The following is a 19291-nucleotide window of genomic DNA, read 5'->3' as shown; positions in this document are numbered from 1 at the left end:
GGTCAGGTCAGATGCCCTGCCAGGCCGGCTTGTGCGCGAAGGCGTACCGGTAGTAGTCCTTGTGACGCAGACGCGAGGCGGCCTCCTCGTCGACGATGATCGTCGCATGCGGATGCAGCTGCAACGCGGACGCCGGGCAGAACGCGGACACGCCACCCTCCACCGTCTCCTCGATCGCCTCCGCCTTGCCCGAACCAAACGCCAGCAACACCAGATGACGCGCCTTGAGCACCGTGCCGATGCCCTGCGTGATGCAGTGGGTCGGCACCTTATTGATGTCATCGTCGAAGAAACGCGCGTTGTCGATGCGCGTCTGCTCGGCGAGGGTCTTCACGCGCGTGCCCGACGCCAGCGACGAGCCCGGCTCGTTGAAGCCGATGTGCCCGTCGGTGCCGATGCCGAGGATCTGCACGTCGATGCCTCCCGCAGCCTCGATCGCGCGGTCGTAGGCCGGGCCCGCGAGCGCGATCTTCTCACCGTCCTCGAGCGGGGCCCCGTTGAGCAGATCGCCGGGCACATGCACCTTGGCCGGGTCGAGGCCCAAGGGCTCCACGACCGTGCGGTGGATGGTCGAGTGGTAGGACTGCGGGTGATCGAGCGGCAGGCCCAGATACTCGTCGAGCGCGAATCCGCGCACTCGGCTCACGTCGATCGACTCGTCGTGCACGATCTTGGCGAGCGCCTGATAGGCGGCCAGCGGGCTCGATCCCGTGGCGAGTCCCAGCACCGCGTCCGGCTTGGCCTTGATGAGGTCCGCGACGGCGCGGCCGTAGATTTCGCCGGCCTCCGCCTCGCTCTTGACGATGATCACTTCAGCCATGATGTTGCTCCTTAGTGTTCGGTTGTCGTCGTTGCCATTCGACGTTGAATGGAGTGGACACCGCCCATTCTAGGCGGCATCGGGCTATTTATGCAAACTATCTTAACTTTATGAATGTCGGGTTCCATTCACCATCACGGCGGCGCCGTACGCGCCCAGCGGCACGTCGGTCGGGGCCAGCCGCAACCGGTCGCCGATACGCAGTCCGGCGAGGAACGGGCACGTCGCCTCGCGTCGCCTCATCTCGTCGCGCACGACCTCGACCAGCGGCATGCCGGTCTTCGCCATGCCGCCGCCGAGGATGATCACATCCGGGTCGACGGTCTGCACGACGATCTGCAGTCCGTCGCCGATCGCGTGCGTGACCATCGCGAGCACGCGCTCCGCCTCCGGTTCGCCCGCCCGCGCGCGTGTGATGAGGTCCGGCATCGGGGCCATACCGGAATCGGCTGGTACGGGCCACAGGCGAGCCACGGCCGATCCCGAGCACACCGTCTCCAGACATCCGACCTGGCCGCAGGGGCAGGGGAAGCGGTTCGGGTCGATCGGGATGTGCCCGATCTCGCCGCACGCGCCGCCGGCGCCGTGCTGCAGCACGCCGTCGATGAGGATGCCCGCGGCGAATCCGGTGCCGAAGTTGAGGACCACGGTCGAACCTGCTTGGGCGTCTTCTCCCCCGCCGTCCCGCGCATCGTCCAGCGCATTGGCCGCGCCGACGGCGGCCGCGTTCACGTCGTTCTCGACCGTCACCGGCACGCCGCCAAGGCGTTCCGAGACGCGGGGGCCGAGCGCGAGCTCGTCGACGTCGAGATTGACGATGTTCGACACATGGCCGGTCGCGGAGTCTACCCGGCCCGGCGTGCCGATGCCGACCGAGGCGACGACGCCGTTCATGCCGGGACCCGTCGAATCGGCCCCGCAGCCCGCCGCACCGCCGGTCGCGCCGGCGACCACGTCACGGACCAGTCCCGCCACATCCTCGACGACGTTGTCGCCGCCGCGGCGCGCGGGGATCCGGCGATCCGCGACGATGGCGCCGTGCACGTCGACCGCCACGGCCTCGATCTTCGTGCCGCCGATGTCGACGCCGACGCGGTAGCCGCCGGCCACACCCACGGCACCGCCGCCGGCCACACCACCGGCGCTCGGCCTATCGTTGTCCGCTGCCGTCGCATGCGTTGTATGCGTCATCGCACACCTCCCGATTCTTCCGACCGCTCCGGTTCCGCGATCGAATCACACCCATCAACCGTGACGAACCCCAGACCCTCGAGGAACCGCAGCGTCTGTCGCTTGTCCTTGAATACGGCGGTGTTGCCGAGGATGCGATGGCACACGCTACCGAGCTCGTCGCGCACGGCCGCGTGAACGGCCTCGGGGTCACGACGCCTGTCACCGCAGCCAGCATCGTCATCACCATCACCATCGAACCTCGCCACAAGCTCATCCCACTGCGGCCTGAACTCGCGCTCCGACTCGGGCAACGGCCCGCCGGCGACGAGCGCCTCCTCGATGCGCCCGAGCTGGTCGACGAGCCGTCCGGGCAGGATGAACAGGCCCTGCGCCTCGATCAGGCCGATCGGTTCCTGCTTGATCGCCCAGAACTCGGGGTGCGCGTGGAACACGCCTTCGGGGTATTCCTCGCTGACCGCATTGTTGCGGAAGATCAGGCTCATCTCGTACCCGCGATCCGTGACGACCACGGTCGGCGAGATCGCGGACTGGAGGTTGCCGTCAGCGTTGCGGCTCGCGATCCCGGCGGACTCGTCGTCGTGGTCGACCCACGCCTCGCGGATGCGTTCGGACACCGCGATCACGTCCTCACGCGAGCGCGAGACGACGCGTACCGCGGTGCCCGGCCAGTCGAGGATCTCGACGACGACGCCCGGGAAATCCGGTGCCACGAGCGAGGTGCCCCACGCGCCGGCCTTGTGCATCGGCAGCAGCTCGCCGCCGCCCTGGTAATGATCGTGGGCGAGCACCGATCCGCCGATGCGCGGCAATGCGGCGTTGCAGCCGAGGAAGTAGCCCGGGAATCGATCGACGAAATCAATGAGATGCCCGAACGTGTCGCGGTCCACATGCATCGGCGTGTGATGCCTGTTCACGCAGATGCCGTGCTGGTGGAAGTAGCCGTACGGGGAGAACTGCCAGAACCACTCCTCGCCGCCGAGCGTGACCGGTATCGTGCGCAACGTGCGCTTGTCGCGTCCGGCGAAGCCCTCGTTCTCATGGCAGATCGTGCACTTCGGATATCCGCCGGACACCGCGTTGCCGGCGGCCGCCGTCTTCATGTTCTTGAACTCGGGCTTGGCGAGGTTGATCGTGATGACCAGCCCGTGCGAGTCGAAGCGCGGGTTCCTGTCGAGCACGGCCTTCTTCACGTAATGGTTCGCCACGCAGTAGCGGTAGAACCAGTCCATCGCAGCCATGCCGCCGGACTCTCCGTCGGTTTCCCCGCCAAGCCCCTCACCGAGTTCGATGACGGTGAACCGGTCCTCCACATAGGAGGGCCGCTGGGAGAGCAGTCCCATCACCTCATCGTCGTCATCGAGACCGTCCTCGCCAAGGGCGAGCAGACGGTTGCGGGTCCAGTCGGCGTCACGCGGGTCGAGATCCAGATGCTCGATCGCGTAGTCGATCAGACCGTCGATGCGGGCGAAGACGGCATCCTTCTCGGCGCTCTCGGTCGCCGCCGTCTCCGCTGCCGTCCCTGCTGTCGTCATTGGCGATCCCCCTCCGCATGCTCGGCGCCGTCCAGTACATCGTCGACGATGGCGCGGATTTCGCCGGCTTTGGCCTCCATCTCCTCGACGAGCCTGATCTGCGTACGGGCGCGCACCAGATTGTGCTCCGGATACTTCGTCGCGAAGTACGTGTCGCCCGCGAGATAGTCCGCGAGGAAGCGCATGCCGCACTCCAACGTCATCAGGTTGCCGGCGAACGCGAACAGCTCACCCTCGCGCGGCGTGACGCTGCCGCGCACCTCGCCGATGAACCCCTCGGCGTACGCGCGGAAATACTCGGTGCTGAAATGCACCTTGTCGAGGTCCCGCTCGTCCTCGAGCGCAGTGGAGGCGCCGAAGCGGATCGAATCGCCGAAGTCGTAGAGCATCGAACCCGGCATGATCGTGTCAAGGTCGATGATCGCGCGCGCCTCGCCCGACTCGGCATCCATCAGGATGTTGTTGAGCTTGGTGTCGTTGTGGGTCACGCGCAGCGGGATCGACCCGTCGGCCAGCCCCTCCACGACCGTACCGTACTGGCTTTCGCGCGCGAGGAAGAAGTCGATCTCCTCCCGGCAGGTCGCGGCACGGCCCTGCGAGTCGGCCTCGACCGCCGCCCGGAAGTCGGCGAACCGGTGCGGGGTGTCGTGGAAGTGCGCGATCGGCTCGGTCAGCTGCGAGGCGTCGAACCCGGCGAGCGTCGACTGGAACTCGCCGAACGCCCTGCCGGACTCGCGGAACACGTCCGCGTTCGGCACGAGGTTGTACGAGATCGTGCCTTCGATGAAGTCGTACGCCCGCCACTCACCGCTCGGCAATGAGGCGTAGGATGCGCCGTCCTTCGTGCGGATGATGTCGAGCGTTTCCTCGCCATGCTCGCGCAGGAACGCGGTGACCAGCTCGATGTTGCGCATGAGGTTCGGCGTGTCCGGGAAGACGTTCGTGTTCATCCGCTGCAGGATGTAGCGGTGTGTGGCCGTGGTGACCAGATACGTCACGTTGATGTGCCCGTCGCCGTATGGTTCGACCCGTTCGATCGCGCCGTCGAAGTCGAAGCGCGAGGCGACCGCCTCCAGTTCGCTTGCGTCGAGTGTGTTGAGTGTCATGGTGATCCTTCCCTCGTCATTGAGTGGAGGCGCGTGCGGCCCGACTCCGCTGCCTCGCCGCATCGTCCTTGTACTGCCGTCACCATCGTATCCCAGCTCCACGATCACTGCAAACTACCTTTACATTATCGTGGCGCAAGTGATACGAACGGTTGTCAGGGATTCTAGACACTCCAGTCAAGTGTTCTCGTTAACAATCTTCCCCTTGCGCATCCGGTACAGCACGGCTACAGCACGGCTACAGCACGGCGTTGGCGACGGCCATCGCGGCGACTCCGGCGAGGCCCATCGAGGTCAGGCAGAAGCCGGACAGGCGCGCGTTGCCGAGGACCTTGTCGGTGAAGATCGCGGAGAAGATGCCGGCCGGGGCGAAGCAGATGAACACGACGGCCTTGCGGGTCATCGCGTCGAACGGCAGCAGATGCCACGCGGCGAACGCGAACAGCAGCCCGAACCCGAACCGGCAGACGAGGATCATCAGCGCGTCGGCCACGTCGCGGCGGGAGCCGGGCAGGTCCATCATCATGCCGATCATCAGCATCGAGCACAGGGTGTTGCCGCCGGAGATCGGGGCGAGGAAATCGGCCACCGGCATCGGCGGCTTCACGCCGGCGATCATGAGGACCGTCATCACCATGTAGACGTCGAACGGCACGGACGTGACGAAATTGCGCACGATGGTGCGCGCGAAGGCGCGGCGAGCGAGGCGACGGGCGTCGGGATCGCCGGAGCGCGGGGTCGCACGCGGCACGACGGTCGCGCGCGGATCGGAACCGACCTGCGCGGCGAGCGGACGGGACGAGTCGATGTTGAGCAGGGCGGCGGTGGTCACGTAGTTGCCGGCGGACATCATGATGGAGTTGCCGACGTCGAACATGATGGCCGGCAGCGCGGCGGCCGGGCCGATGAACGTGGTGAGGATCGGCAGCGTGAAGTTGCCGACGTTGAACCCGGCGCCGTTGAGCATCAGGAACGCACGGCGCGCGACCGGCATGCGCCGGGAGACGACGAACATCGTCACGAGCGGGATCGTCGCGCAGATCAGGCCGAACGCGGAGATCCACAACAGCCCCAGATCGTGGCGCCCGGTGGCGAATGAGGAGACGATGGCGGCCGGCAGGGTGATGTTGAGCACCACCTTCTGCAGCACCTTGTAGTTGTCGGGCCCGAACAGTCCGATGCGTTTGAGCGCGTATCCGATGAGGATGACGGTCAGGATCTTGGCGACGGCGAGCATGACGGCCCCTTGATTTCAGCGTTGGTTTCAGCGTTGGTTTGCGGACTCGAATGACGGACTCGTTTGCGGACTCGTATGACGAGAAAAGGGGCGATTCCCTGCGGAACCGCCCCTTTTCTCGCAAACATGGAAGAAGTCAGGAGTGGAGATGGATCAGGCGATCACTCGTCGTGGCCCCAGACACGGACCTTGCCCGGAGCGACGTCACCGAGCAGGTGGGTCGGCGCCGGGTTGAGCTCGAACTCGCCGTCGGCCGGGACCTCGGACTTGTTAAGCTCGCCGTTGCCCTTGTGGACGGTGACCGTACCCCAAGCGGGGACGGTGACCTTCTGCCACTTGTTGCCCTCGCCGGAGATGGTGAAGGCGGCCTCGAGCGGCTCGCCGGTCGGGTTGTAGATGTGGGCCGCGACGTCGCCGTTCGGGGCGAGGAAGGCCACGGAGCCCAGACCGCCGGACCAGCCGTCAGGGGTGTAGTTGGAGGAGCGGACGACCACGGAGCCGGGCTCGACATCCTGGCCGAAGGCGCGCAGCATGAAGTACTCGAGGTTGCGGATGACCTCACCGGTCTCGTGCTGGATGGTCACGACACCACGGCGGCCGGTCGCGCCGACCTGGTTCGGAAGGCCACGCTCGTCGAGCGCGAGGTTCCACAGGGCGATGAAGGACTCGCCGGTGCGCACCAGCCAGTTGCCGATGATGCCGGACATGATGTGGGCGGCGTCCTCCGGGGTCTCCTCGATCATGCAGCGACGCTCGGTCATGCCGAACAGCCAGTGGCTGTAGGAGCGGTTGGCGTTGAAGACGTTGGAGTACGGGCCCTCGTAGGTGTGGAAGGTCAGGCCGTCGACGGAGGCGGCCTCCTCCGGGGTGACGATGTCACGCACCGGCCACTGCAGGTTGTGCATGGAGTCGTCGTTGATGAAGATGCGCATCTCCGGGTAGAACTCGTTGAACGCCGGGCGCAGGAAGTTGTGGGCGAACTCGGCCTGCTGCTTGAGGGTCCACATCATGGCCGGCCACTTCGGGGCGTTGGACGGCTCGTTCTGGACGCTGACGCCCCAGATCGGGATGCCGAGCTTCTCCATCTCCTGCACGTACTTGACGAAGTAGCGGGCGTAGGTGCCCTCGAAGGAGTCGTGCATCGGGTCGAAGCCATTGCCGGTCCACTCGTTGAAGCGCAGGTGACCGCCCTGGCACAGGTGACCGGTGTTCTTCATCCACGCCGGGGCGGACCACGGGGAGGCGATGATCTTGATGGACGGGTTGATCTTCAGGATCTCGAGCAGCACCGGGATGATGTACTTGAAGTCCTTGGTGGCGTCCGGGGCGCCCGGCTCGCCGGTGCCGAGGGAGAACTTGGAGAGCACGTTGTCGTGCTCGCCGAAGGGCAGGTCATCGTAGGTGTAGTACGGCTGCGCGGCCGGCTCGCAGGAGCCCAGCGGGATGCGCAGGACGGAGAAGCCGCCCTTGTCCGGGTTGAAGCAGTCGTCCAGGAAGGCGTGACGCTGCTCGGCGTTCATCGAGCCCCAGATCAGGGAGGCGGCCGCGTCGGTCAGGGCGGCGCCGGCGCCGAGCCACGGCTGCTTGCGGTCGGCCAGATCGACGACGATCTTGGCGGCATCACCCGGGTCGGTGACGACCTCGGGGGCGGCGAGGGTCTCGCGACGCTGCTTGAGATCGCCGGAGGTGACGGTCCAGAATTCGTTGCTGTACTTGCTCATGTTGGTCCTTAGCTGTGTGTGCCTGTACACCATGCGGTCCCGATCACGTCTCCGTGACCGTTTCCCGTTGACGGTTCACACTATAGCATTTTTAATCTGTTTCGATCAAATCTAATCATGCTCATTCAGCGTGTCGCGGCGATCGTCGTCGATGATGCGGGTTTTCCATGGGTTTCGCATACAATGAAACGCACTAATGATCACGAATGTGCATCGAGATGAATCGCCCGATCATCGAAGGACCGTAGCGTCAGCGCACATTCCGACCACACCATAGGAAGCGAAGAAGTTAGAGAGCAGATCATGGCAGACATCACCAACCACCGCAACGCAACCGGCGACGAAGCCGACCCCACGACGACCGCCGGCATCGGCGCGGCCGGCACGAACGCGGCGAAGCGTGATTACCTGCCCGCCGAACGCCAGAACATGATCCTCAACCTGCTCACGCGCCAAAGCGTGGCCACCGTCGCCGAACTCGCCAAGCTGCTCAACACCACCGAGATCACCGTGCGGCGCGACCTGACCGTGCTGAGCAAGGCCGGGCTGCTGAAGCGCATCCGCGGCGGCGCGATGTCCGTCAGCAGCTCCGCCAGCGCGGACGGCAACCCGACGATCGAGGAGATCGCGACCACCGCCCTGTCCGAGCGCACCCCCGCCGGCGGCATCGCCATCAAGCCGGCGCCGCGCAACCTCGAACTCGGCCACGATCAGCCGGCCATCGGCGTGATGCTGCCCGAGCCGAGCTTCTTCTGGCCGGGGGTCATCGAGCACATGCGCACGATCGCCTCGCGTCTGGGCCTGCGCATCATCACGCGCGAGACCGCGTACGACATCGACGCGCACGAGGACGAGATCCTCACCGACATGGTCTCGGACCCGACCATCTGCGGCCTGATCGTGGCCCCCAGCGTGCACTCATACGGCAAGCGCACATGGGACTGGATCGCCGCGTCCGAGACGCCTACCGTCGTGATCGAGCGCGACCTGCCGTTATTGTGCGAGCATTTCGTCGACTCCGTAAGAACCAACCACCCGTACGGCGTGCGCAAGGCCGCCGTCCACTTCATCGAGCACGGTCATCGGTTCGTGGGAGCGGCCTTCACCGATTCGCCGACCTCGCCGATGATCCAGGAGGGTTGGCGCGACATCATCGAGTCGACCGACGAGATCCAGTGCCCGTTCGTCTTCGACGGCATCCAGCCGTACGACACGAAGGGCGTCAACGGCATCGTCGACAAGATCCTGCTGTCGGGCGTCACGGCACTACTCGTCCACTCCGACTATCTGGCGATCGCCATCGCGCAGACACTGGAGCGGCGAGGCAAGCGCGTGCCCGACGACCTGTCGATGATCTCGGTCGATGGCTTCGCGACGCCCAGCTCGCGCCCGTTGACCGTCCTGCGCTCCTCTGACAAGGATCTCGCCGAAGCCGCGATCCGCACGCTGCTCGCGCGTATCCAGGACCCGGACCGCGCCACCCGTCACGTCCTCGTCGACCCGAACCTCATCGACCGAGGCTCCGTCATCGACGCGGAGTAGACCACCCTGTGGGTACCCATAACAGGGTACCCACAGGGAACCGGGAAACCCCAGAAGGACATCCACGGGTACTCACACCGGAGTACCCAAAGGGGAACATCACGGGTACTTACAACGGGACACCCAAAAGGGGACATCACGGGCACTCACACCGGAACACCCCAAAGGAGTACCCACACGTCCACAAGTATCCACAGTAGGCGTCAGCGTACGTTCCCCCGGGTATTCCCCACAGGCTTCCGGAAGAACGTACATTAAGACCCGGTTAGGGTACGGTTACCCGGAAAATCACAGGAAATACCCGTACAAACGTACGCTCAAGTCACCACCGTACGTCTCCCCGTACGCTCCTCGGGGGAGCTCCCCAGCGACTCCCGGAAAACGTACGGCCAACCATCACCACCGTACGTCCCCCCGGGTATTCCCCACAGACTTCCGGAGGAACGTACACTAAGACTCAGTTAGGGTACGGTTACCCGGAAAATCACGGAAAATACCCGGAGGAACGTACGCTCAGGCCAGTAGCCGGCGTGTGGTTCACGGGGCGTACGGCCACACAGGGCACACGGCCACGCGGGGGCACGGCCACAACGTACGACCACAACATACGGCCCCCGGGTAATGGGCCTACAGTTCTACCTCTTCCTTGGTGGGGTCGTCTTTGATGTGGGCGAACTTGGCGGCCAAGGCCTCCTTGTTGCGCCTCTCGTCCTCCTCCTTGGCCTTCTTCTTGGCGGCGGCCGGGTCCCACAGGACGTCCTCGCGGTGCTTGGCCCATTCGACGGCGGCCAATGGGGAAACGAGGCCAGCAAGCGCGTCGACGGAAGTCCCGACACCAACCGGAGCCTCATCTCCATCGCCGACGAGGACCTTGGCACGGGCTTCCAGCAGCTCACGGATCTGATCGTCGTTCAGGGCGATGCGCGGCACGGCGAGCTGCTCGTTGAGCTCGTTGATCACCAGCATCAGTGGCAGAAATGCCTTGACAGCATCATCAGCACCGGCCCCAACATCAACACCGTCCTCGGCGACAGACTCCCCGTCCGCAACACCGTCCGCAACCGCGCCGATCAGCGCGTCAAATACCGTGAGCCCGGCCGCGAAGCGATGGGCCACCGCGTCGACCAATGCCGAGGACGGCTGGAAGGCGTCGTCCGTCGGTGCGGCACCGGCGGAGCCGACCGTACCAGCAGCATCAGAGACCCCGACCGTACCGACGGCACCAGCGGATTCCGTCATCCCGGCATCACCCGAACCAGCGGACTCCCCCGAACCAGCGGACTCCCCCGCCTCGGAACCCGAGGCATCCCCCGAACCGTCCAAACCGACCGAACCGACCGCATACACCCCGGAATCGAACTCCCCCGCGTCCATCGCGCCCTCGACCGACTCCAGCACCTCGTGCACGCGCACGGACACCGCGTCCGGCCACACGACCCCGAGCGCCTCGACCGCGTCGTCAACCAGAGAGGCGTCGCCCGACTCGGAGAAGTCGGCCATCGCGTCGTAGGCGTCATTGGCGGCCAACAGCGCGTCGACGATCGACTGCGGACGGCCGGGAATCGCGTCGGCACCCTCGTAGACGAACTCGGCGTCCGGCACGGTCACGTTCTCGCCGGTGAGGATCCTGGCGAACGCGCGAGTAATGCGCACCTGCAGGTTCTCCGCGTACTTCGCGTCGTTGTCCATGTGCATGGCCTCGGTCAGCGGCCACAGGGCCACCAGCCTCGCGCCGGCCGTCGCGGCCTCGCGCACGGCGGGCAGCGCGGCGAGTCGCGCCACGTCTTCGGTGTTCAGTTCGTAAGTCATAAGGGCTCCTTTGCATGACCGTTCACCGGGGCCATCCTCAGCCCCGTGACGCCCGCCGCCGTTCCCGGCGCATCCGACAACCGACATCCGGCACGGCATCGGACCGCCGTATCGGCCGGCCCGCCGACGCACCGGGACCACCGGGATTACCGGACGTACCGGAATCACCGGTGAAGGCGGGGCGCATATCCGTATCCGATTCTAATGCGCCCTCACTCGATGCCGGCGGCGGGGTCGACATACGTGATGGACATCACACGGCCGGTATCGCTGTCGAACGTGATCGACGTGATCGAGGCGAGCGCGGTGTGGCGCAGGAACATCCAATGCTCGGCGTGACCGGTTTCGAGCAGGTGGCGGAACGACCAGATCGGCGACTCGTGGCTGACGACGATGATCTGCTCGCCCGCATGCTGCTTCACCTTCTCGCGGGCGAACGCGCCGACTCGCGCGGCGATATGCGCGTACGACTCGCCCCAGCTGGGCCGCCACAGGTTGCGCACCAGCTTCCAGTTGCCGTTCCTCCATAGCGCGCCCTCGCCGTGGCCGATGCGCTTGCCCCGGAACTCGTTGCCGGCCTCGATCACCCGCTCGTCGGTCACGAGCTCCAGCGGCTTCTGCCCACGCGACTCACGCACCGGGTTCAACGCGTCGAGGATCGTCCCGGCGGTCTCGCGCGTACGATCGAGCGGAGACGAGTAGACCGCCGAGACCGTGTTCATCTGCGGGCTTTCGGCGATGTACCGGCCCGTCGCCTCGGCCATGCGCCGGCCCACGTCGGACAGGTGGAAGTCGGGCAGACGCTCGTAGAGCAGGTGATCGGGGTTGTAGACCTTGCCGTGACGGACGAAATGGATGGTGGTGGCGCTCACCGCCGGCCTCCTTGATCTGGTTGATCCGGGTTGCGAATACTGTCTCCAATCTACCGTCCGTCGGGGGATTCCACCGCGTGTCGTGACCGCTTACAGCGTAGAGTCGGCCGCGACGCAAACGTGCGCACGGTCGAACGAACAGCCGGAAAACGCACCCCTTTGCGCGACCAGAAGGACAGCACATCAGTATCGATGAGGGCTCCGCCGTCCAACGCCACGGACGATCGGGGGACATCCAATCGGGAGCGGAAAGGAGCAGGTGCAGTATGTCCGAAACCATCAATCAGACCAACACTCAGGCGGGTCAGACGAATCAGACGAATCAGACGGGTCAGACGAATCAGACAGGGCAGCCGAACGGCGGCCGGGGACCGCGCAGGACCACGGTCGGATCGGCACTCAAAGAGATCGGCGGCAAGGTGTTCGGCGGGTACGCGGAGCTGCTGCGCATCCCCCACACCGCGCGCTATTCGATCGGCGGCGTCATCGCGTGCATGCCGTTCCCGATGATCGGCATGACGATCACGATCTCCGTGCAGCACTACTACGGCAACTACTCGCTGGCCGGCATGCTCACCGCCGTCCAGGCGATCGCGCTGGCGATCTCGACGCCGTTGCTCGGCAAGCTCACCGACAAGTTCGGCCAGCGTCAGGTCTCGATCCCGACGATCATCGTGTGGATCGTCGCCGCGATCGCGCTGACCACGTCGATCACGAACCGCGCGCCCGAATGGGTGCTGTACTGTCTGACGCCGTTCCTCGCCGCGATCCCGCCGTGGGGCGCGATGAGCCGCGCCCGCTGGACGCGACTGCTCAAGGGCGACCGCGAGCGCACCGACCGCGCGTTGAGCCTGTGCGGTGTGCTCGACGAGTGCATGTGGGTGGTCGGCAATCCGCTCGCCTCGACATTGGCGGTGATCTCCGGCCTGCTCGCGTTCTCGTTCACCGGCGTGTGCGTGATCGTCGGCGCGTTGATGTTCCTCACGGAGCTTTCGACCGAACCGCCGTCGCAATCCGATCTGGCACGCGCGGAGGGCATCACCCGCAAGGAGTACCGCGCCCGCGAGGCCGCGAAGGCCGAGGCGCTGAAGGAGCAGACTGCGGCCGAGGAGACGCGTCGCCGTCTCGCGCGCGAGGGCGTGACCGACCCGGATACGATCTCGCGGGAGGTCGAGCACGCGGTGGCCGACGTGCGCAGCGGCAAGGCCAAGAAGGCGTCGATCTGGGGTCCGGGCCTCGTCGCCGTGTGCGTGACGTGGTTCGGCTTGGGCGCGTTCCAGTCGGCGGCCGGCATCTCGATCATCGCGTTCGCGACCGAATCGAACATGAAGCAGTACACCGGTTTCGTGTTCGCGTGCTTCTCGATCAGCTCGCTGTGCGGCGCGATCGTGTACGGCGCGAAGAACTGGGCGATCCCGCTGTGGAAGCGTTTCTACTTCTGTCTCGCGGTGGTGAACCTCGGCATCGGCTCGTTCATGTTCGCGCGCCACCTGTGGGTGATCATGATCATCTATCTGCTGATCGGCGTGTGCCAGGCGCCCACGTGGATCAACGGCAACCAGCTGATGCTGCACTTGGTGCCGCCGTCGCGCCTCACCGAGGGCATGGCGTGGATGGGCGCGATGAACTCGATCGGCGCGTCCGCGGGCTCGGCGATCGCCGGCCAGTTCATCGACCGCATGGGCTCGCACGGTGGCTTCCTCGTCGTGACCGTGCTCGCCCTGGGGTCGCTCGCGATCGCGTTGATCGGCTTCAGGCAGATCAAGAGCTCCACCGAACAGCCGACCCTGACCGAAGTCGCGGTGTGAACAGCCTCTCCGGCCCCCTCTGACGAGGGGGCTGTCAGCGAAGCTGACTGGGGGGAGAGAGCGGTTACCTGTTCCCGTGCGACGCTACCCCTCAGACCCGTTTCACGGGCCAGCTCGTCCGCAATTAAGGACGTGCCACGCACGACGTTATGCTGGCTCGCCTGTCGGCTCGCACGTCGCCTACAAACAGCTCTGCTGTTTGCTTGACGGCAACGTCCTGACAAGGGGAGCCATGAATAGAGGACTACTGCCAGCCCTTGGGCGTGTGCTCGAGCGACCACACGCCGAGGCGATGCGAGAAGCTGTTCTCCCACTTGGCTTCGAGCTCCTCGGCGGTGAGCTTGTTCTCCGCCGAGCGCAGGCGGTTCATCGCGTGCGTGTGGGTGTCGTCGAGCAGCCACTTGCGGATCGCGAAGTTCCACACCATCACGACGGCGGTGGCGACGAGCTTGCCGACGTTGGTGCGCAGCAGGTACTCCGCGTGCTGGGTGTTGAACGCGTCGTGGTTCATGCCGTACGTGGAGATCCAGATGATCGCGTCGTTCATGAACAGGCCCACCACGGCGCCGGCCACGAAGATGACGATCTCCATCCAGCGTGCCATGTCCTCACGGTGCTTGAACACGAACTTCATGCTCGCGAGGTAGTTGAAGATCAGGGAGATGATGAACGAGATGGTGGCGGCCAGCACGTTGTGCATGTGGAACACGCCGACCAGGATGTTGAGGATGCCCCAGTCGATGACGAAGGCGATGACGCCGACGATACCGAATTTCATAAGCTGCGCGATCAGTTTTCTCACAGTCAGGTATTCAACACTACGTGCCTGACCGTCGGCTGGCCGTTGCCTGCATCCATCCCGCAATCTCCGCATTTGCGACGAACGAGACCGAACTAGATCGAACTAGGACCGAACTAGACTGGGAGACGACCATCCCCGCATCCCAGGGGTTTCATTCCACCAAGGAGGAACCATGCCCGTCATCCACACCCATGTCTCCGTCAAGACCACGCCCGAGCAGCGTGAGGCCCTGAAGACCGCCTACGGCAAGGCCATCACCGCCGTGCCGGGCAAGTCCGAAGGCTGGCTGATGTGCCCGTTCGAGGACGAGATGCCGATCTACTTCGCCGGTTCCGACGACCAGCCGGCCGCCTATGTCGAGGTGAACGTGTTCGGCCGTTCCGTACCGGGCTCCGCATGGGAGAAGCTCACCGAGCAGATCATGACCGCGCTGAACTCCACGCTCGGCATCCCCGAGGACCGCACCTACATCCGCTACACCGCCACCACCGACTGGGGCTGGAACGGCGGCAACTTCTAGTCGTCACGCCCTATCCACGCCCTATCTGCGTTATGAGGGGTATTTTTCCGCTATTGCGGACATCTATCTCGCTTACGAGGGGTATATGACTCATATACAAAGGCCCGGAAACGGCTTAACCGCATTGCGGTTGAACCGTTTCCGGGCCTTTGTACCTAGACCAAGCACCCCTCATAACGCAGATAGAGGTCCGTGCCGGTGAAAAAGCACCCCTCGTAAGCGAGATGCTCCCGGAATGCTCCAGGTCAGACGATCTTCGGCATCGGCGTGGTCAGCGAGGTCGTCAGGTTGACGTGGACCAGTCCGGCGCCGGCGTGCACCTCGACCTTCTTCAGGGTCACGGTGCGCTCGTCCTCAGGCGCGCGGTCGTCGTCGGTCATCGTGGCCGGCGACTTGACCGCCACCAGCGCGAGATCGGACAGCGAGAAGCCGGCGGACTCGCACAGCTTCACGGCCTCGTCGCGCGAGGCGATGAACCCGTCCTTGAGCTTAACGCGCTCGGCCGGCACGCCGTAGGCGTTCTCGGCCACCCACTTCACGTTCTCGATGACCGACATGCCCTTGTGGCTGTGCGGGCGGGCGGGCATCGAACCGTTCACGAGCGCGTCGACGAAGCCGTCGAGCTGCGGGGCGAGCGCCTCGCCGCCGTCGCGGTACAGGTTGCCGATGATCGGGTCGCGGAACTCGAGCTTCGCGGCCGTCTCCTTGAGGGACGGGATCTGGTCGTCCTCGCCGTCCCACAGGTTGACGAGCGGGAAGGTCGGGATGTCGAGCTGCTCGAGGCGGTTGACGTGGAACGGGTAGCGCCATGCGAGCTCCGGATCGTCACGCCAGGTGGAGGCGCGGGTCACGACGACCGCGGCGGACGGCCACTGCGCGCCGAACTCGCGGCAGGCGATGTCGAGCCACTTCTGGGCGCCGGCGTCGGTGCCGTAGCCGGCCTCGACGATGACGACGTCGTGCAGCGCGCACGCCATCTCGACGGAGACGAGCGTCGGGATGCCGATCGACACGTTGGCGAACGGGCCGCCGTGCACGTACACCGGGGAGCCGTTCACGGTCTCGGTCTTGGCCGGCTTGACCGCGTCGGTCAGGATGCCGGTGATGCGCCACAGGTCGACGAACTCGCCGAAGGTGACGGCCTTGCCGTCCTTCGTGCCGGCGATCATCTTCGCCACGCGCTCGGCGATCTCGTCCATCGAACGGGACAGCACGACGATCTGCATGAGCTCGCAGGTCGGGGTGAGCACGACCTTCTCCTTGACGTCGCCCTTGCCGTAGTCGACGGCGATGGAGCGCAGGGAGCGGCTCGGCACCTCGGAGACGCGCGGCACGAGGATGTCGTCGAGGCGGCCCTCGTCGACGGCCTTCTCGGCGAAGGAGACGAGCAGGTTCTGTGCCGCCTCGATCGCGCCCATCTCTCCACACAGGCCCCAGTCGATGAGCTCGGGGTGGGTCAGGGACGCCTTGCCGCCGCCGGAGGCGCCGCCCTTGGAGCCGGCGGCCGTGATGCCCATGCTCGGCTGGCGCAGCACGGCGGCTGCGTCGATGCCGCGCTTGTTGAGCGCGTCGATCAGGGCGATGGTGGTGGTGGTCTTGCCTTCGCCGCGCGACGCCTTGAGCGGGGTGTCCGCGGTGACGAGCACGACCTTGCCGTGCTTGCGCGGGGCGTCGGGATTGTTCTTGAGGTAGTCGAGATAGCCGAACGCGTCGATCTTCTCGACCGGGCCGTACTGGCTGGTGAAGTCTTCGATGGTGGTCATGGATAAACCTTTCTCAATATCGCTGGCTCCCCTTGTCAGGGGAGCTGGCTCGTGTAACGAGACTGAGGGGTAGTCACATCATATAGAAAACTACCCCTCAGTCAGCTATCGCTGACAGCTCCCCTGACAAGGGGAGCCAAGACAGTGAATCAGAAGTCGGACATGTGGAAGCCGTTCTTCATGGCCATGGACCGCGTGTACAGCACGGAGTCGAGCAGCTTCTCGGTTTCGACCTTGAGCTGGTCGGCCATGGTCTGGTTGGCTGCGGCGAGAATACCACGGACCTCCTCGTTGCGCACGGCCTCGATGATCTCCTCCGGCTCGAGCGGCTGCACGTCGCCGTCCACGTTGTCGGCCTCGAACTCGGCCTCGGCGGCGGACTCGGCCTCCTCCTCGGCGGCCGTCAGGCCCAGGCGCGCGACCTGCTCGTCGGTGGCGGAGACGAGGCGGTGGCCCAGCGCGCCGGTTTTCTGCTGGTAGCGCTCGACCGCGTTGGACGTGTCGGCGAACGCGCCGTCGCACAGAGCGGCGATCACGCGGTTGGCCCAGTAGAAGTTCTCGGTGGTCACGCGCGTGGTGGTGTCGGCGAGGTAGGCCGGCGTCACGTCGACGTTCGGGTAGAACGGCACGAGCGTGTTGAACGGGTTGGAGCCGTACGCCATCCACTGGATCGCGCGGTTGGCCTGCGGGCGATACGGGCGGATCTGCATGACCGCGAGCTGGCTCTGGCGGTTGATGCCGATCGGACGGTACATGTGGCGGGTGTGCTCGTCGCCGAGCTTGCCGTACGGATCGTACGGGGTGCCCTGGTAGTGGCCGGAGAGGACGTACTTGATGTCCTCGATGGTCACCTTGCGCTCGGGCTGGCGGGCCCACGGGATGTCGTTGTTCTCCGGGGAGTGGTCGGCGTCCGGGCCGTCCCACACCTCGTCGTACGGGTTGAGGAAGCGCTGCATCCACCACGCGCGCGGCGTGTTGTAGACGTGGTCGGAGTCGGAGTGGGAGCCGAAGGCGTCGCGCGGGTTGAACGGCGTGGTGTTCTCGACGGCGAGGTCGAGGTGGTTCTCCTCGATGAACTCGGCGAGATCCTCGGAGCACATGTGGTCCTCCTGATCGCCCAGCGCGTCGTCGAGATCGAACTCGTCGATGCCAAGCTGGTTCGGCATCGTCACGTACGCCTCGTCCGGCACGCGCTTGGCGATCCAGTGGTGGCCGCCGACGGTCTCGAGCCACCAGATCTCGTCCGCATCGGAGAACGCGACGCCGTTCATCTCGTAGGTGCCGTACTCCTCGAGCAGCGCGCCCAGTCGGGCCACGCCCTCGCGCGCGGTCCTCACGTACGGCAGGACGATGGTGAGGAAGTCCTCCTCGCCGATGCCGCCGGGAATCTCCGGCTCGTAGCCGTCCTCGCCGGGCTTGCCCTTGGCGGGCACGAGTTCGACGAACGGGTCGGCGCCAAGCACGCGCTCGTTGGTCGTCAGGGTCTCGGTGGCGCTCATCGCGACGTTGGCCTCGTTGACGCCGGCCTCGCCCCAGATGCCCTCCTTGCGGTCCGCGTTCGGCACGGACGTGTACTGCAGCGGGTCGTCCGGCAGCTCGATGGTCACATGGGAGATCACCGACGTGTACGTGCGCGGCTGCTCCTCGGGCGTGATGACGAGGAACTGCTTGGGGTTGAACTCGCCGTTGGCGGAATCCTCGTTGCGGGCGATGATGGTCGAGCCGTCGTAGCTCGCGTCCTTGCCGACCAGAATCGTGGTGCAGGCCATGGTTGGATGGGTGTCCTTTCTTGTTGTCTTCGATGATGCTCAATGATGCTTTACAGCGATCGGCGCGTCGTCACGCCCTGCCGGTCAGGAAGATGCCGGCCTGATCGGCCTGCTCCCCCGACTCGCGCAGCCGGTGCAGCAGCTCGTTCATCCAGAATCCCTGATTGAGGCCGGGCAGCGGCTCCTTGGTGGCCCAGACGTGCAGGTAGTAGTCGTGGTCCTTGTCCGGCGGCTGCGGGCCGTTGTAGCGCATGATGACGGCCGGGTCGTTCTCGCGGCCGACGAACCTCGAGGCCGAGGAGTTGCGGCCCTGCACCGCCTCGGGGATCATCGCGGGCATCTGGCGGGAGAAGTCCGGCGGGATCGACAGGGCGTGCGAGTCGTTGAAGTCGAACATCAGCGCGTCGATCGGCAGGTTCGCGACGGTCCAGTGGATCCATTCGAAGCCGCACACCGGGATCGAGTCCGGGTCGGTGAACGTCCAATGCAGGTACTTCGCGTCGGGGTCCACCTCGTCGACGTAGAAGGGGAAGGAGATGACGGGCACGCCACCCGCGCGGTATTCGGGCGCGGCCGCCTTGGCGAAATCGTCGGGGATGACGGTGAAATCAGCGGAGATCTTCATACGCTCCAGTGTATCGCGTGCCACGTTGCGCGCGTGATTCGCCGGGTTCGCCGGGTGGGTCCGCCGGGAAGAACATGCCGAATAAAAGGAAGCCCGGCCCCGGGCGGCGGGGAGTGCTCATTCCCGCCGCCCGGAGCCGGGCTGCAAGTGGTGATCCGGATGAAGGGGAAG

Annotated in this window: 15 protein-coding genes; 3 read left to right on the top strand and 12 right to left on the bottom strand. The window is 65.5% G+C overall.

The features are described 5' to 3' along the window. Positions 1 to 7: 7 nt before the first annotated feature. The 6 genes from nagB to CSQ85_RS06095 all read right to left on the bottom strand — a co-directional run bounded on the left by nagB (position 8) and on the right by CSQ85_RS06095 (position 7610). Positions 8 to 820 carry a glucosamine-6-phosphate deaminase gene (nagB, locus tag CSQ85_RS06120; RefSeq protein WP_150383319.1) on the bottom strand — a complete coding sequence of 271 codons (813 nt, stop codon included), beginning with the start codon at positions 818 to 820 and terminating at the stop codon, positions 8 to 10. A gap of 108 nt (positions 821 to 928) precedes the next feature. Continuing rightward, a complete protein-coding gene (locus CSQ85_RS06115) occupies positions 929 to 2011 on the bottom strand; it encodes an ROK family protein (protein WP_150383318.1) in 1083 nt (360 codons plus the stop codon). Next, positions 2008 to 3546, bottom strand: coding sequence for a galactose-1-phosphate uridylyltransferase (locus tag CSQ85_RS06110; protein ID WP_150383317.1), 1539 nt, complete (start codon positions 3544 to 3546; stop codon positions 2008 to 2010). Before CSQ85_RS06110 ends, CSQ85_RS06115 begins: the two co-directional genes overlap by 4 nt. Beyond that, a complete protein-coding gene (locus CSQ85_RS06105; RefSeq protein WP_150383316.1) occupies positions 3543 to 4652 on the bottom strand; it encodes a phosphotransferase enzyme family protein in 1110 nt (369 codons plus the stop codon). The genes CSQ85_RS06110 and CSQ85_RS06105 overlap by 4 nt, the downstream gene beginning before the upstream one ends. Before the next feature lie 238 nt (positions 4653 to 4890). Next, positions 4891 to 5889: an AEC family transporter gene (locus CSQ85_RS06100; RefSeq protein WP_150383315.1), complete on the bottom strand. Its 999-nt coding sequence runs from the start codon at positions 5887 to 5889 to the stop codon at positions 4891 to 4893. A 161-nt stretch (positions 5890 to 6050) separates the two neighbouring features. After that, positions 6051 to 7610: a glycoside hydrolase family 30 protein gene (locus tag CSQ85_RS06095; RefSeq protein WP_107041924.1), complete on the bottom strand. Its 1560-nt coding sequence runs from the start codon at positions 7608 to 7610 to the stop codon at positions 6051 to 6053. 303 nt (positions 7611 to 7913) lie between these two features. Between CSQ85_RS06095 and CSQ85_RS06090 the strand changes: the two genes are divergently transcribed. Then, the gene (locus CSQ85_RS06090) at positions 7914 to 9152 is read left to right on the top strand and encodes a substrate-binding domain-containing protein (RefSeq protein ID WP_150383314.1); all 1239 of its coding nucleotides are present in this window, start codon (positions 7914 to 7916) and stop codon (positions 9150 to 9152) included. A 627-nt stretch (positions 9153 to 9779) separates the two neighbouring features. On the opposite strand, the gene CSQ85_RS13380 is transcribed toward CSQ85_RS06090, so the two are convergent. Beyond that, positions 9780 to 10961, bottom strand: a complete 1182-nt coding sequence (locus CSQ85_RS13380; RefSeq protein WP_223846872.1) for a hypothetical protein — start codon at positions 10959 to 10961, stop codon at positions 9780 to 9782. Between the two features lie 212 nt (positions 10962 to 11173). Continuing rightward, complete coding sequence (locus CSQ85_RS06080) at positions 11174 to 11833, bottom strand: histidine phosphatase family protein (RefSeq protein WP_150383313.1); 660 nt, start codon at positions 11831 to 11833, stop codon at positions 11174 to 11176. A 266-nt stretch (positions 11834 to 12099) separates the two neighbouring features. Between CSQ85_RS06080 and CSQ85_RS06075 the strand changes: the two genes are divergently transcribed. Continuing rightward, the gene (locus CSQ85_RS06075) at positions 12100 to 13641 is read left to right on the top strand and encodes an MFS transporter (protein WP_150383312.1); all 1542 of its coding nucleotides are present in this window, start codon (positions 12100 to 12102) and stop codon (positions 13639 to 13641) included. Positions 13642 to 13885: 244 nt separating this feature from the next. On the opposite strand, the gene CSQ85_RS06070 is transcribed toward CSQ85_RS06075, so the two are convergent. After that, the gene (locus CSQ85_RS06070) at positions 13886 to 14419 is read right to left on the bottom strand and encodes a GtrA family protein (RefSeq protein ID WP_190972920.1); all 534 of its coding nucleotides are present in this window, start codon (positions 14417 to 14419) and stop codon (positions 13886 to 13888) included. 196 nt (positions 14420 to 14615) lie between these two features. On the opposite strand from CSQ85_RS06070, the gene CSQ85_RS06065 reads away from it, so the two are divergent. Further along, positions 14616 to 14963: a phenylpyruvate tautomerase MIF-related protein gene (locus tag CSQ85_RS06065; protein WP_150383310.1), complete on the top strand. Its 348-nt coding sequence runs from the start codon at positions 14616 to 14618 to the stop codon at positions 14961 to 14963. Between the two features lie 245 nt (positions 14964 to 15208). Here CSQ85_RS06065 and CSQ85_RS06060 read toward each other — a convergent pair whose 3' ends face one another. The 3 genes from CSQ85_RS06060 to CSQ85_RS06050 all read right to left on the bottom strand — a co-directional run bounded on the left by CSQ85_RS06060 (position 15209) and on the right by CSQ85_RS06050 (position 19120). Further along, positions 15209 to 16726 (bottom strand): formate--tetrahydrofolate ligase, encoded by a 1518-nt coding sequence (locus CSQ85_RS06060; RefSeq protein WP_150383309.1) that lies wholly within the window; start codon positions 16724 to 16726, stop codon positions 15209 to 15211. A 149-nt stretch (positions 16727 to 16875) separates the two neighbouring features. Next, positions 16876 to 18495: a C69 family dipeptidase gene (locus tag CSQ85_RS06055; protein ID WP_150383308.1), complete on the bottom strand. Its 1620-nt coding sequence runs from the start codon at positions 18493 to 18495 to the stop codon at positions 16876 to 16878. A 70-nt stretch (positions 18496 to 18565) separates the two neighbouring features. After that, positions 18566 to 19120 (bottom strand): YbhB/YbcL family Raf kinase inhibitor-like protein, encoded by a 555-nt coding sequence (locus tag CSQ85_RS06050; protein ID WP_107041917.1) that lies wholly within the window; start codon positions 19118 to 19120, stop codon positions 18566 to 18568. Between the last annotated feature and the right edge of the window lie 171 nt (positions 19121 to 19291).

Origin of the sequence: Bifidobacterium rousetti, from assembly GCF_008698235.1 — a bacterium.
In the GTDB taxonomy this organism is placed as follows: Bacteria; Actinomycetota; Actinomycetes; order Actinomycetales; family Bifidobacteriaceae; genus Bifidobacterium; species Bifidobacterium rousetti.
Note: the sequence above shows the minus strand (reverse complement) of the source record. Positions and strands in the feature narration are given on the sequence as shown.